The sequence below is a fragment of the Actinomycetospora sp. CA-101289 genome, from assembly GCF_050955895.1.
Classification (GTDB): domain Bacteria; phylum Actinomycetota; class Actinomycetes; order Mycobacteriales; family Pseudonocardiaceae; genus Actinomycetospora.
Window position 1 is genome coordinate 805,149 of record NZ_CP192093.1, and the last position, 13,188, is coordinate 818,336.

17 protein-coding genes are annotated in these 13,188 nt (G+C 76.0%); 7 read left to right on the forward strand and 10 right to left on the reverse strand.

The window, feature by feature from the left end; translation table 11 throughout:
• Nucleotides 1-196: 196 nt before the first annotated feature.
• Nucleotides 197-661, forward strand: a complete 465-nt coding sequence (locus tag ACQPX6_RS04005) for a L,D-transpeptidase (RefSeq protein WP_433785602.1) — start codon at nt 197-199, stop codon at nt 659-661.
• Between the two features lie 86 nt (nt 662-747).
• On the opposite strand, the gene ACQPX6_RS04010 is transcribed toward ACQPX6_RS04005, so the two are convergent.
• The 5 genes from ACQPX6_RS04010 to ACQPX6_RS04030 all read right to left on the reverse strand — a co-directional run bounded on the left by ACQPX6_RS04010 (nt 748) and on the right by ACQPX6_RS04030 (nt 4,287).
• The gene (locus ACQPX6_RS04010; protein WP_433785603.1) at nt 748-1,377 is read right to left on the reverse strand and encodes a copper resistance CopC family protein; all 630 of its coding nucleotides are present in this window, start codon (nt 1,375-1,377) and stop codon (nt 748-750) included.
• A 40-nt stretch (nt 1,378-1,417) separates the two neighbouring features.
• Nucleotides 1,418-1,960: a hypothetical protein gene (locus ACQPX6_RS04015; protein ID WP_433785604.1), complete on the reverse strand. Its 543-nt coding sequence runs from the start codon at nt 1,958-1,960 to the stop codon at nt 1,418-1,420.
• A 94-nt stretch (nt 1,961-2,054) separates the two neighbouring features.
• Nucleotides 2,055-3,026, reverse strand: coding sequence for an alpha/beta hydrolase (locus tag ACQPX6_RS04020; protein ID WP_433785605.1), 972 nt, complete (start codon nt 3,024-3,026; stop codon nt 2,055-2,057).
• Nucleotides 3,027-3,048: 22 nt separating this feature from the next.
• Nucleotides 3,049-3,468: an organic hydroperoxide resistance protein gene (locus ACQPX6_RS04025; protein ID WP_433785607.1), complete on the reverse strand. Its 420-nt coding sequence runs from the start codon at nt 3,466-3,468 to the stop codon at nt 3,049-3,051.
• A 33-nt stretch (nt 3,469-3,501) separates the two neighbouring features.
• The gene (locus ACQPX6_RS04030) at nt 3,502-4,287 is read right to left on the reverse strand and encodes an enoyl-CoA hydratase/isomerase family protein (RefSeq protein WP_433785608.1); all 786 of its coding nucleotides are present in this window, start codon (nt 4,285-4,287) and stop codon (nt 3,502-3,504) included.
• Nucleotides 4,288-4,387: 100 nt separating this feature from the next.
• Between ACQPX6_RS04030 and ACQPX6_RS04035 the strand changes: the two genes are divergently transcribed.
• Genes ACQPX6_RS04035 through ACQPX6_RS04050 form a run of 4 tightly spaced genes read left to right on the forward strand, consistent with a single transcriptional unit; the run spans nt 4,388 to nt 7,014 of the window.
• Nucleotides 4,388-5,110 carry a dienelactone hydrolase family protein gene (locus ACQPX6_RS04035; RefSeq protein ID WP_433785609.1) on the forward strand — a complete coding sequence of 241 codons (723 nt, stop codon included), beginning with the start codon at nt 4,388-4,390 and terminating at the stop codon, nt 5,108-5,110.
• A gap of 29 nt (nt 5,111-5,139) precedes the next feature.
• The gene (locus ACQPX6_RS04040) at nt 5,140-5,886 is read left to right on the forward strand and encodes an HAD-IIA family hydrolase (RefSeq protein ID WP_433788183.1); all 747 of its coding nucleotides are present in this window, start codon (nt 5,140-5,142) and stop codon (nt 5,884-5,886) included.
• Between the two features lie 17 nt (nt 5,887-5,903).
• Nucleotides 5,904-6,308: a ChaB family protein gene (locus ACQPX6_RS04045; protein WP_433785611.1), complete on the forward strand. Its 405-nt coding sequence runs from the start codon at nt 5,904-5,906 to the stop codon at nt 6,306-6,308.
• The gene (locus ACQPX6_RS04050) at nt 6,301-7,014 is read left to right on the forward strand and encodes a lysostaphin resistance A-like protein (RefSeq protein ID WP_433785612.1); all 714 of its coding nucleotides are present in this window, start codon (nt 6,301-6,303) and stop codon (nt 7,012-7,014) included. The genes ACQPX6_RS04045 and ACQPX6_RS04050 overlap by 8 nt, the downstream gene beginning before the upstream one ends.
• 70 nt (nt 7,015-7,084) lie before the next feature.
• On the opposite strand, the gene ACQPX6_RS04055 is transcribed toward ACQPX6_RS04050, so the two are convergent.
• Entirely contained in the window at nt 7,085-7,834 is a 750-nt protein-coding gene (locus ACQPX6_RS04055) for an SDR family oxidoreductase (protein ID WP_433785613.1), read from the reverse strand.
• An 80-nt stretch (nt 7,835-7,914) separates the two neighbouring features.
• Nucleotides 7,915-8,658, reverse strand: a complete 744-nt coding sequence (locus tag ACQPX6_RS04060; protein WP_433785615.1) for an SDR family oxidoreductase — start codon at nt 8,656-8,658, stop codon at nt 7,915-7,917.
• Between the two features lie 71 nt (nt 8,659-8,729).
• Between ACQPX6_RS04060 and ACQPX6_RS04065 the strand changes: the two genes are divergently transcribed.
• On the forward strand, nt 8,730-10,115 hold the full coding sequence (locus ACQPX6_RS04065) for an aldehyde dehydrogenase family protein (RefSeq protein ID WP_433785616.1): 1,386 nt from the start codon (nt 8,730-8,732) through the stop codon (nt 10,113-10,115).
• 188 nt (nt 10,116-10,303) lie between these two features.
• Here ACQPX6_RS04065 and ACQPX6_RS04070 read toward each other — a convergent pair whose 3' ends face one another.
• From ACQPX6_RS04070 to ACQPX6_RS04080, 3 genes are read right to left on the reverse strand one after another with little or no spacing between them, the layout of a single operon-like run.
• Nucleotides 10,304-10,750, reverse strand: coding sequence for a DUF2267 domain-containing protein (locus ACQPX6_RS04070; protein WP_433785618.1), 447 nt, complete (start codon nt 10,748-10,750; stop codon nt 10,304-10,306).
• Between the two features lie 58 nt (nt 10,751-10,808).
• On the reverse strand, nt 10,809-11,126 hold the full coding sequence (locus ACQPX6_RS04075; protein WP_433785620.1) for a hypothetical protein: 318 nt from the start codon (nt 11,124-11,126) through the stop codon (nt 10,809-10,811).
• 8 nt (nt 11,127-11,134) lie between these two features.
• Entirely contained in the window at nt 11,135-12,250 is a 1,116-nt protein-coding gene (locus ACQPX6_RS04080) for a glycosyltransferase family 9 protein (RefSeq protein ID WP_433785621.1), read from the reverse strand.
• Between the two features lie 5 nt (nt 12,251-12,255).
• Here ACQPX6_RS04080 and ACQPX6_RS04085 point away from each other — a divergent pair, with 5 nt between their 5' ends.
• Nucleotides 12,256-13,113 carry an MBL fold metallo-hydrolase gene (locus ACQPX6_RS04085; RefSeq protein WP_433785623.1) on the forward strand — a complete coding sequence of 286 codons (858 nt, stop codon included), beginning with the start codon at nt 12,256-12,258 and terminating at the stop codon, nt 13,111-13,113.
• Nucleotides 13,114-13,188: the final 75 nt, after the last annotated feature.

Sequence of the window (13,188 nt, forward strand, 5' to 3'; positions counted from 1 at the left end):
TGCCACGAACCGGTCCAGGTGACGTGCGCCCGACCACGGTGAACGGTCCGTGACCCCCTCGTCACTGCGTCGTTGTGCCCCTCGGATCGCGGTGCGAAACCGCTGGTCCATCCCCCGTCCGGGGTTCGGGCGGGGTGCACGGCGACGAGGGGCAGGGACCATGGCGGGCAGGCATCGCAGGGGGACGCGGCGCGGGGTGCCGACCGGTCGGATCGCGGTCTCGGTGGCCGCCGTCGGCCTCGGCGCGCTGCAGCTCGGCGGGATCGCGAGCGCGGCGCCCGCGGGGGCGGCCGGCGTCGGGGGGACGTCCTGCACGGACGCGCGCATCAAGGCGTGCGTCGACCTCTCCGAGAACCGCGCGTGGCTGCTCGACGGGCAGGGCAACGTCGTCCGCGGCCCGGTGGTCAACAGCCACGGCACCGAGGGCCACGAGACCCCGACCGGCGACTTCGTGATCCAGCGCAAGGAGCGCCACCACGTGAGCCGGGAGTACGAGGGCGCCGAAATGCCGTACTCCGTCTTCTTCGACAACAACGGCCGCGCGTTCCACGGCGGGAACACCGACCGCGAGTCGGCCGGCTGCGTGCGCCTCGGCATGGAGGACGCGAAGGCGTTCTTCGAGCACCTGAACCCGAACGACCGGGTCCAGATCGTGGAGTGATCCACCCCCTGAACGGGTCGCGGGGCGGGGGACACACGCGAGGGGGGTGTCCCGCGCCCCGCGACCGCTTTCTGGTCGGGGACCGGTCAGGCGCGCCGGCGCAGCACCAGCGCGACGGCGCCGGCGACCACGACGAGCGCGATGACCACGAAGACCCAGGCGGGGACGCCGCCGCCGGAGTCGTCGGTGGACGACGCGGCCGGTGACGGCGGTGCGGTCGGGTCCGCATGCCCGGCGTGGGCCGGGTCGGCCGGGGCCGCGGCGCCCGGGGTGGTGGCCGTCCCGGGCGCGACCGCGGCGGCCGGCGACGGGTTCGTCAGCGTGAAGCCGATCGACCCGCTGACGGGGTGCCCGTCGCTGGAGACGACCCGGTAGCCGATCTCGTAGGCGCCGGCGGTGGGCAGCGGCCCGACCGGCACCGTCACGACGTCGCCCTGGGTCGTCACCTGGCCCTGCTCGTGGTGGGCGCCGTCGGGCCCCACCACCGTCAGGGTCGCGAGGCCGGGCTGCGGCTCCTCGTCGAAGGTCACCGACACCTGGGTCGGCGCGGTCGCCACCGTCGCGCCGTCGGCCGGATCGCTGCCCGTGACGACGTCGTGCGCCGCCGCGGTCCCGCTGGTGAACAGCAGGGCCAGCAGGGCCAGCAGGGCGGCGGCGAGCAGGCTCCACCGCGCGGGGGGTCGGGGGACGGCGTGCGCCGTCCGCGTGGGGGTCATGGGGGTCCTTCCGGGGTGGGGGTGTCGTCGGCCGCGCGGATCAGCGCGGCGACGGCGGCCCCCGCCGCGGGTGGTGACCGACGGCCGCACGCGCCGTGGGCCCCGGCGCGGCCGGGGCGGGGCGGGCGAGCAGCGGGACGGGCCCGCCGGTGACCGGGACGTCGGTGAGGAGCGCCCGCCACGTGCGGCGCAGGGTCGTCCAGCGCTCGCGGGCCGCGCGGGCCAGGGCCCGGTCGGCGCGGGCGAGCGCGCCGCCGACGAGGGCGGCGACGGCGAGGTGCGCGAGCACCATCCCCGGGCCGTGGGCGGTGTCGGTCGCGTGGTGGTCGTGCTCGGCGGCGTCGGCCGGCAGGGACAGGTGCAGCGCGAGCTGCCCGACTGCGAGGAGGGCCACGGTGCGCGCGGGCGGGCCCGGGCGGGCGCCGAGCAGCGCGGTGCCCAGCACGACGAGGACGGCGACGGCCAGGGTCGGCAGGGCCGGGGCGACCGCGCCGCCCGCCTCGCCGTGGACGGCGACCCCGAGGACCGCGGCGCAGGCGCCGAGCAGCACGGCGCGGGGCGCGGCGGCTCGCTCGGGGGTCACGGGCCTCCACGGTAGCCCGGCACGCCGCGTGCCCCGCGTGCCCGTCCTCACCCGCCTCGTGAGCGATCCTGGGGCCTATAGGCCCAAAGATCGCTCACGTGTGGGCGCGCACGAACGCGGCGGCCTCGGCGACCGCCTGCAGCGAGGTGCGCGGGGTCAGGCCGCCGGTGGCGACGTAGCCGTGGGCGGCGCCGAGGTAGCAGGTGTGGCGGACCTCGACGCCCGCGCCGGCGAGCGCCGCGGCGTAGTGGTCGCCGTGGTCGCGCAGCGGGTCGTGCTCGGCGGTCTGCACCAGCGCGGGCGGGAGGCCGGTGAGGTCCGCGCGCAGCGGCGAGGCGTACGGGTGGGTGCCGTCGGCCCCGCCGAGGTAGAGCGCGTGGAACCCGCGGATGTCGGCGGCCGAGAGGATCGGGGCGACGGGGATCGCGCGCTCCGAGGGCAGGACGTCGACCATCTCGACGCCCGGGTAGACGAGCACCTGCGCGACGATCGCCGGCGCGTCCCGGCCGTCGCGGCGCCGGTCGCGGGCCATGAGGCAGACGACGGTGGCGAGGTTGCCGCCCGCGCTGTCGCCCATCACCGCGATGCGGGCCGGGTCGATGCCCCAGGCGCCGGGGTCGGCGACCAGCGCGGCGACGGCGTCGTAGCAGTCCTGCGCGGGCACCGGGAACGTGTGCTCGGGGGCGAGCCGGTAGTCCACCGAGACGACCACCGCCGCGGCCTGGCGGGCGACGTGCGCGCAGAACCACTCGGACTGGTCCAGGTCGCCCTGCACGAACCCGCCGCCGTGGAGGTTGACCACCACGGGGGCGGGCGCGTCGGTCGACGGCGGCCGGTAGACCCGCACCGCGAGCCCACCCGGCACCGCGGCGGTGGGCAGGCGCGCGTCCTCGACGGCGACGTCGCGCGGTGGGGTCCCCATCACCGCCCGGGCCAGCGGGCCGTGCTGCAGGCGCAGCACGGCCTCCCGGGCGGCGGGGACGTCGGCGGGCGCGAGGCGGGCGACGGAGCCGCCGAGACGGCGGCGCAGCGCGCCCACGGCGCGCAGGCTCAGGGGGAGACGCACGGTGCCATCACAGCACCGGTGCTCAGCCCACGGACGAGCTGATGTTGACCTCGATGTTGCCGCGCGTCGCCTTCGAGTACGGGCACAGCTCGTGGGCGCGGGCGACGAGGCGGTCCGCCGTGTCCTGGTCGGCGCCGGGCACCGTGGCGGTGAGCCAGACCTTGAGCCCGAAGCTCTCGGCGTCCGGGCCGATGCCGACCTTGGCCTCGACGCTCGAGGAGTCGATGTCGACCTTCTCCTGGCCGGCGGCCAGCTTGAGCGCCTGGTGGAAGCAGGCGGCGTACCCGGCGGCGAAGAGCTGCTCGGGGTTCGTGCCCCCACCCGGCCCGCCCATCTCCTTGGGCATGGTCATGTCCTGGTCGATGATCCCGTCCGACGAGCGGACGTGACCGTTGCGGGCGTCACCGGAGGACGTGGCCTCGGCGGTGTACTTGATGTCCATACGACACGGCGTACCCGGGCCGGGCCAGATCACTCACTCCGGCCAGGCCGGCACCCGCTTGCCGAGGAACGCGGCGATGCCCTCGCGGCCCTCCGGCGAGCGGCCGCGCTCGCCGATGCTGGCCGACTCGACGTCGAGGTGGGCGGACAGGTCGGCGGGGGTGAGCACCCCGCCGGCCGCGCGCACGAGCCGCTTGGTGGCCGCGAGCGCCTGGGGCGGCCCGGCCGCGATCCCGTCGGCGATCGCGTCGGCCTCGACGCGCAGGTCGTCGTCGGGCACCACCCGGGCGGCCAGGCCCGCCGCGAGCGCCTCGGCGGCGCCCATCGGCCGGTTGGTGAGGAACATGTCCATCGCGCGCGCCCGGCCCACGGCGGCGGGCAGCGACGCGGTCATGCCGCCGTCGGGGGTCAGCCCGATCGCGGTGTACGCCGGGCGCAGGCGGGCGCCGTCGGCCAGCACGACCAGGTCGCCGGACAGGGCCAGCGACAGCCCGATGCCCGCCGCCCACCCCTGCACGGCGATCACCACGGGCGCGGCGAGGTCGAACAGCGCCCGCTGGCCGGCGTGGAAGGCGTCGGCGAGCTCGGAGAGGCTGCGGTCGGGCTCGGCGGCGAAGCCCCGGATGTCGCCGCCGACGCAGAAGTTTGGCCCCTCGGCCACGATCTCGACGCAGCGCGCCTCCCGCGCCGGGCCCGTCACCGCGGCCAGGAACTCCCGGCCGAACGCGTGGTCGACGGCGTTGTGGGCGCCCGGGTTGGCCAGCACCAACCGGCACACCCCGTCGCCCTGCTCGATCCGGATCCGCTCGGGATCGCTCACCCGACACCCCTCCCTCGTCCAGCCCCCGTCCAGCACAGGCGGGGTGATGCTGCCACGCTCGGCCGCGCCAGCACCGCGCCGCGATCATCGAGGGTGACCCGTGCCCGACCTGCACATCCCCGCGTCCGCGGGCAGCCACCAGTCCGCCTACCTCGCCGTGCCGCCGGTGGGCGACGGCCCGTTCCCCGGCGTCGTCGTCCTGCAGGACGCCTTCGGGGTGGGCGAGAACATCAAGGACCACGCCGAGCGGCTCGCGGCCGCCGGCTACCTGGCCGTCGCCCCCGCGATCTACACCGCCCGCGGCGGCGGGCCCCGCTGCGTCGCGGCGACCATGAAGGCGATGGGCTCGGGCCAGGGTCCGGTGTTCGACGACATCGAGGCCGCCCGGACGTGGCTCGCCGGCCGCGACGACTGCACCGGGCGGATCGGCGTCATCGGGTTCTGCCAGGGCGGGACGTTCGCGCTGCTCTCGGCCGCGCGGCACGACTACGCGGCGGCGGCCCCGAACTACGGCATGGTCCCCGAGGACGCCGAGGCCGACCTGGCCGGCATCTGCCCCGTGGTCGCCAGCTTCGGCGGGCGGGACCCGGCGCTGCGCGGGCACCCGGAGCGCCTCGAGGTCGCGCTGACGAGCCTGGGCGTCGACCACGACGTGAAGACCTACCCCGACGCCGGGCACAGCTTCTTCGAGCACCTGGCCGGGAACCCCCTGCTGGTGCGCTTCGCCGGCTTCGGGTTCCACCGGCCCAGCGCCGAGGACGCGTGGGCCCGCATCCTGCGGTTCTTCCACACCCACCTGCGGGCGGAGGTGACGGCGACGTGAGCGAGCCCCTCGAGAGCTACCTCATCGACATGGACGGGGTGCTCGTCCACGAGGAGAACGCACTGCCCGGGGCCGACGAGTTCATCCGCCGCCTGGGCGAGGCCGGCAAGCACTTCCTGGTGCTGACCAACAACTCGATCTACACGCCGCGCGACCTGCAGGCGCGCCTGCACGCGAGCGGCATCGACATCCCCGCCGAGAACCTGTGGACCTCCGCGCTGGCCACGGCCCAGTTCCTGGACAGCCAGCGCCCGGGCGGCAGCGCGTTCGTCGTCGGCGAGGCCGGGCTGACCACGGCGCTGCACGACGTCGGCTACATCCTCACCGACCGCGACCCCGACTACGTCGTCATCGGCGAGACCCGCACCTACTCGTTCGAGGCGATCACGCGGGCGATCCGGCTCATCCAGGGCGGCGCGCGCTACATCGTCACCAACCCCGACGCGACCGGCCCGTCGCCCGAGGGCACGCTGCCCGCCGCCGGGTCGGTGGCCGCGCTGATCACCCACGCCACCCGCCGCGACCCGTACTTCGTCGGCAAGCCCAACCCGCTGATGATCCGCGCGGGCCTCAACACGATCGGCGCGCACTCCGAGACCACCGCCATGATCGGCGACCGGATGGACACCGACATGGTCGCGGGCATGGAGGCCGGGCTGCACACGATCCTCGTGCTCTCCGGCGTCACCGACCCGGCCGAGATGGACCGCTACCCCTACCGGCCCCAGCAGGTGGTGCAGAGCGTCGCCCACCTGGAGGTGGGCGTGCGGGGCTGACCGGGTACTTCGCCCGTATGCCGGAGGACTTCGAGGACCTGCCGTCGACGCTGCAGCGCTCGCCCAAGAGCGCCCGCGAGACCTACGCCAAGGCGAAGGAGTCCGCGGAGGACACGTACGGCAAGGGCGAGCGCGCGAGCCGCACGGCGTACTCGGCGCTCAAGCACACGCACGAGAAGGTCGGCGACCACTGGGAGCAGAAGGAGGAGTACGGCCCGTCCGACTCCCGCGCCGAGAGCGGTGGCGCGAACCCCAGCGGTGAGACCGGCGGCGGGGTCGACGCCAACGCCAGCAAGGAGCACCTCTACTCCCGCGCCAAGGAGCTCGGCGTCGAGGGCCGCTCGAAGATGGACAAGGACGACCTCGCGAAGGCCGTGCAGAAGGCCAACGACCGGGAGACGCGCAAGGCCCGGGGTGACTGACCCCGCCGTCGAGCCGGCCGACGCGGTCACCGGGCCGGTGCTGCCGGCGCGCCCCGCGCTCGGGTGGCTCGAGCTCGTGGTCGCCGCGGTGGCCTACGTCGTCCTGCAGATCGGCCTGTTCCTGCCGATCGGGCTGCTGTCCGAGGGCACGCCGCCCGCGCCGCTGCTGGTCGCCGTGTCCGGGGCGTCGGCGCTCGGCGCGGTCGCGATCGCGGTGTCCCTGCGCGTCCGCCGGCCCGCGGCGGTCGGCCTGGTGCGCACGAGCCTCCGCCTCGTCGCGCTCGGGGCGGGCCTGGGCGTCGCGGTGTGGCTGCTGTCCCGCGTGCTGATCGTCGTCTACATCACGGTCACGGGCGACACCTCCGACCCCCAGGCCGCCCTGACGCTGTTCAGCGGGCCGGTGTCCGCCGCGCTCGTCATCGCGATCGGCGGGCTGGTCGTCCCGCTGGGCGAGGAACTGCTCTTCCGCGGGCTCGCCTACCCGGTGCTGCGCCGGCTCGGGCGTGTCGTCGCCGTCGTGCTCACGGCGGGCGTGTTCGCCCTGGCCCACGGGCTCAACGTGGTGTTCGCCGCGGCGTTCCTGCTCGGCGTCGTCAACGCCGTGCTCTACGAGCGCACCGGCTCCATCTGGCCGGCCGTGGCCGCCCACGCCACCTTCAACCTGATCTCGTTCGTCCTGGTGCTGGTCGTGGGCGGCCAGGTGTAGGTGCCTGCGGCACGTGAGCAGAAATCGGTGCTGGGGCACCGAATTCTGCACACGTGCGCGCAGCGCACCTCTAGCCCTTCTGCTCGGTCGGGCGCACGAGCACCTCGTTGACCGCCGCGCGCGCCGGGCGCGTGACCATCCAGACCACGGCGTCGGCGATGTCGTCGGCGTGCAGCAGCCCCAGCTCGGAGGCCTGCGAGGCGTCGGGCTTGTTCTCGTCGCCGGTGTTGGTCAGCTCGGTGTCCACGAGCCCCGGCTCCACGAGGCCGACGCGCACGTGCTGCTCGGCGAGCTCCTGGCGCAGCGCCTCGGAGAACGCGCCGACCGCGTGCTTGGTGGCCGCGTAGACGTTGCTGCCGGGCCCGGTCACCGTGCGCCCGGCCACCGAGCTGACGGTGACGACGTCGGCGACCCCGCGGGCACCCTGCGCGGCCCGCGCGAGGTGGCCCAGGGCGGCGTGGGTCGTCGAGAGGACGCCGTGCAGGTTGACGTCGACCATCTTCTGCCACTCGCCGAGATCGGCGTCGCGGGCGAGGTCCATCGACCCGTAGCCGGCGTTGTTGACCAGCACGTCGACGCCGCCGTGCTCCGCGGCGGCCTCGTCGACCGCGGCGCGCACGGCGTCGGCGTCGGCCACGTCGACCTCGTGCACGCTGGCGCTGCTGCCCAGCTCGCGGGCGAGGTCCTCGAGCTTGTCGCGCCGCCGGGCGAACAGCGCCACGGCGGCGCCCTCGGCCGCCAGCGCGCGGGCGGTGGCGTTGCCGATGCCGCTCGAGGCGCCGGTCACGATCGCGGTGGTCCCGTTCAGCTGTCCCGTCACCGGGCGGGCGTACCCGGGGTGCGCTCCGCGCATGTGAGCACTTCTCGGTGCTCCGGCACGAAGAAGTGCTCACGTGCGCGTCAGCGCACCTGCTCTGTCGGCCGCACCAGCATCTCGTTGACCGCCGCGCGCCGGGGCCGCGTGACCATGTAGAGCACGGCGTCGGCGATGTCCTCGGGCTCCATGAGACCGAGCTCCATCGACGCCTCGGCGTCCTCCGCGGCGCCGCTGCCCTCGGTCATCTCGCTGCGCACCAGCCCCGGCTCCACCAGCCCGACGCGCACGTGGCGCGCGGCGAGCTCCTGGCGCAGGGCCTCGGAGAACGCGTTCACGGCGTGCTTGGTCGCGGCGTAGACGTTGACCTTGCCGGAGGCGACCTTGCGCCCGGCCACCGACGAGATCGTCACGACGTCGGCGACCCCGCGGGGCCCCTGCGCGGCGCGCACGAGGTGCGGCAGCGCGGCGTGCGTGGTCGCCAGCACCCCGGTCACGTTGACGTCGACCATGCGGTGCCACTCGGCGAGGTCGGCCTCGAGCGCCGGGACCATCGAGCCGTAGCCGGCGTCGTTGACCAGCACGTCGATGCCGCCGAGGTCGCGTGCGACGTCCTCGAGGGTGCGGGCGACCGCGTCGTCGTCGGTGACGTCGACCTCGTGGACCACCGCCCCGTCCAGCTCGCCGACCAGGGCGTCGAGGCGCTCGCGGCGCCGCGCGAGCAGCGCCACCCGGGCGCCCGCCCCGGCCAGGGCGCGCGCCGTGGCCTCGCCGATGCCGCTCGACGCGCCCGTGACCACGGCCGTCGTCCCCTCGAGTGCTCCCGCCACGCGGTCCTCCCCACATCGACGCTGATCACGCAGAGGCGTACCACGAGCAGGACCGTGGAACCCCCTGCTCCGTGAGTACCGCCATCGACACCGACATCGAGGTCCACGACCCGGCCACCGGCGAGCTCGTGGGCCGCGTGCGCCCCGCCGGCCCCGACGAGGTCGACGCCGCGGTCGCCCGCGCCCGCGCCGCCCGCGACGGCTGGGCCCGTACGGCGCCCGGCGACCGCGCCGGCCTCGTCCGCGACGCCGCCGGGGCGGTGCGTGCCGTCGCCGAGGAGCTCGCGCGGCTCAACGAGACAGAGACCGGCCGGCCCTACGACGACGGCCTGGGCGGCGTGCTCGCCGCGGCGGGCACGCTCGAGCAGTACGCCGAGCTGGGCCCGGTGCACCGCGGGCGCTCGCTGCAGGGCAGCTGGGGCGCGACCGACCTCATGGTCCCCGAGCCGCGCGGCGTCGCCGCCGTCATCACCCCGTGGAACGACCCGGTGGCCGTGGCCGGCGGGCTGATCGGGGCCGCGCTGGTCACCGGCAACACGGTGGTCCACAAGCCCAGCGAGCGCTGCCCGCACCTCGGGCGCCGGTTCGCCGAGCTCGTCGCGTCCTTCCTGCCCGAGGGCGTCCTCGAGATCGTCGACGGCGCCGGCCCGACGGGTGCGGCGCTCTCCGGGCACCCGGACGTCGACCTCGTCGCCCACGTCGGCTCGGTCGCCGCCGGCCGCGCGATCGCCCAGGCCGCCGCGGGTACCGGCGCGCACGTCCTGCTCGAGAACGGCGGCAACGACCCGCTCGTCATCGACGACGACGTCGACCCGCGCTGGGCGGCGGAGCAGGCCGCGCTCGGCTCGTACGCCAACGGCGGCCAGGTCTGCGTGTCGGTCGAGCGCATCTACGTCGCGGCCGGCATCGCCGAGCCGTTCCTCGACGCGCTGGCCGAGGAGGCCGCCCGCTGGGTGTACCGCCCCGGTCCGGGGGAGAAGGCGCTGGGCCCGCTGGTCGACCGCCGCCACCGCGAGCACGTCCACGGCCACGTCGCCGCGGCGATCGCCGACGGCGCCCGGGTGCACGCCGGCGGCTTCCTGCCCGAGGGCGAGGGCGCGTTCTACCCGGCGACCGTGCTCTCCGGGCTCACGCCGGCGATGACGATCCTGCGCGAGGAGACCTTCGGTCCGGTCGCCCCGGTGCGCGTGGTCGAGGACTTCGCCCAGGGCCTGGCCGAGGCGATCGACGACCCGCACGGCCTCGCCGCCACCGTGATGACCGGCCGCATGGCGCACGCCCAGCAGGCGTGGCGCGAGCTGCCCGTCGGCACCGTGAAGATCAACGCGGTGTTCGGGGGCGCGCCGGGCGGGGCGGCCGAGCCGCGCGGGCGCTCGGGGTCGGGCTTCGGCTACGGCCCGGAGCTCCTCGACGAGATGACGACCACGAAGGTCGTGCACTGGGCGCCGCTGCCGTAGCGGGGCCGGCCGGACCTCGCCGGACCCCGTGACGAACGAACGGCGCTCTCGCTGCCACCGATGCAGCGAGAGCGCCGTTCGTTCTCGACGGTGGTTCGCGAACGGGTGTGCGGGCTGCTCCGTCCCACCGGCAGGCCGGACCTCGATGGCGGAACCCGCGCTGAGCGCGGGATCCGCCACCGAAGTCGTCAGCGCATGAGGGCGACGAGGTCGCCCGGGAGCTGCTCGAGGGTGCGGTCGACCTGGTCCTCGGGCAGCCACTCGCGCAGCAGCCGCAGCACCTGCTCGACCTGGCGCTCGACCTCCTCGGCATCCACCGAGGTGACGTGGCCGCTGACGGCGTCGACGAACGCGTCCTTGCCGATCGCGCGGGCGGCGTCGTCCTTGGGCCGCTGGGCACGCAGCTCGGCGGACAGCTCCGGGGGCAGGGCGATCGTGAGCTCCTGCGCCAGGCCGCTGCTCACCGTCTTGCCGAACTCGTTGAGCGTGCTGCGCACGAGCACCTCGGCCTCGGAGGCGTTCTCGAGGCCGAGGCGACGCTGCACCTGGCCGCTGAACGCGGCGAGCGTCTGGCTGGAGCGGGCGGGGTTCGGGTCGTCGGGGTTCTCGTCCTGCTGGACGGGCGGGGTGGTCATGGTGCGTCTCCTCTGACGTTCGGTGCGCGCTCGTCCGTGCCGGAGCACGGACAGCCGCTCACGAGGCGGAGCCGAAGCCCTCCTGCGCGGCGTGGTGCAGGCCCGCGGTCCAGCGCGCGCGGCGCTGGTCGTCGGTCTGCTCCCACCACGCGGGGCCTCGCTCGCCCAGGGCGGTCTTGGCCGCCTGTACCCGCCCGCGGGCCGCCGACTCACCCTCGGTGTCGCCCGCGCGTGTCGCGGTGCCGACGTCGCGGCGGGCGGCCATCAGCCAGCGCCGCAGCACCGCCGCGTCGTCCTCGGGGATCGCCGGGTCCGTCGCCCGCCACCGCCGTCCCTTGACGACGATGTACCGGCCGTCGTCGGTGTGCTCGACCATGCGGCGCGTCAGCCGACCGGCACCGCGCGCACCCGCCGCGCGGCGTCGACGACCTCGCCGGGCGCGATCGCCAGGCACTCCTGGCCGAACGGGCACACGAGCTGGCGGCACGGCGCGCACGCGACCCGGACGGTGAGCACCTCGGCGCGGGTGGTGCGCGGCGCGTATTGGCCGACGGTCTCGGTGCCCGCGAACAGCTCCACGACCGGCGCGCCCACGGCGTCGGCGAGGTGCACGCCGCCGGAGTTGTTGGCGACGACCACCTCGGCGCCCGCGAGCACCGCGGCCAGGTCGCCGAGGCCGAGCCCGGTGACCGCCAGCCCGGCGCCGCCGGCGACCGTCGCGACGAGGTCGGCCTCCTTCGCCGTCCCCGTGACGGCGACGGTCAGGCCGTCGGCGGCGAGATCGCGGACGACGGCGGCGAAGCGCTCCGCGGGCCAGCGCCGCGACGGGCAGCTCGCCCCGGGCGCCACCACGGCGTAGCGCGTCCCCGCGAGCGCGGCGGGCACCTGGGCGTCGTCCGGCACGCGAGCGGCCAGCCCGTGGCCGCGCGACGGCACCCCGACGGCGGCGAGCTGGCCGAGCATCCGGTCGACCTGGTGCTCCTCGTCGGGCGGCGCGGGCACCCAGTGGGTCAGCAGCCCGCCGCCGAACTCCTTGGACGTGCCGACCCGCACCGGGATCCCGGCGCGGCGGGCGACCTCGGCGGCGGGCCACGGCGACTGCGAGAACGAGGTGAGCACGACCGCCGCGTCGAACCCGCGGGCCGCGAGGTCGTCGACGAGGGCGGCGTCGGGGTCGGCGCCGGGCACGAGCTCGAGCTGCTGCCACGACACCGATGCGGTGACGACGTCGTCGACCTCGGGCAGCAGCGCGGCCGCCGCGGCGCCGGCCGGGGAGGCGAGCAGCACCAGCTCCGCGCGGGGAGCGGCGGCGCGCAGCGCCCGGAACACGGGGCCGGTCATGAGGACGTCGCCGACGTTGTCCGGGCGCACGACGAGGACGCGGCGCATCGCGGCCCAGTCGGGGTCACCGTGCCCGGGGCGGTGCGCCGCGGGGTGCCGGAGATCGGGCAGCGGGTCGGCGGGCACGGCCGCGAGTACCCGCATCGGTGGCAGGCTCACCCGCCGTGACCTGGTTCTCCACCCGTCGCGTGGCCCCGGGGGTGTGGCTGGTCGCCGAGCCCGGGCACGTCAACTCCTTCCTCGTGGCCGGGCGCGACCGCGCCGTGCTCGTCGACTCCGGACTCGGGATCGCGCCGATCCGCCCCGTCGTCGAGGCGCTCACCGACCGCCCCGTCGACGTCGTGCACACCCACGCCCACCTCGACCACGTCGGCGGCGACGCCGAGTTCGACCGGGTCGCGATCCACCCCGCCGGGGTCGCCGAGCTGCGGGCGGGCGCGAGCGCGGCCGAGCGGCGCCGCTACCTCGCCCACACCCGCCGCCTGCTCGCCGCCGCCGACGCCTACCGGGCGCTGGACCGCGACTTCTTCCACCTGCTGTCCGCGGACTCGGACCCCCGCCCGCTGCCGCCCGGCGTCGACGAGAGCACCTGGGCGCCCGGTCCCGCCCCCGAGCCGGACCTGCTCGCCGACGGCGACGTCGTCGACCTCGGCGGGCGCGCGCTGACCGTCCTGCACACGCCGGGCCACTCGCCCGACTCGATCTGCTTCCTCGACGAGCGCGCCGGCCTGTTGTTCGGCGGCGACACGATCAACACCGGACCGACCTACGCGCAGGCCCCGGAGTCCGACCTCGCGGCCTTCGCCGCGTCGACCGCGCGGCTGGCGGCGCTCGCCGACGACGTGCACCTCGTGCTCGTGGGGCACTTCGGGCGCGCGGTGGTCGAGGGCGCCTACCTGCGGGAGGTCGCCGACGCCTTCGCCCGCGTCGTCGCCGGCGACGCCGTCCTGCGCCCGGCGCGCGACTGCGACGACGACCCGGTGCGCGAGGCCGTCTTCGACGCGTGCTCGATCTATCTTTGAGCTCCGCTCTCGTGCGTGCTCGCCCGTGCCGGAGTACGGCCAAGCACGCACACCTGCGCAGGTCAGCACGGTTGC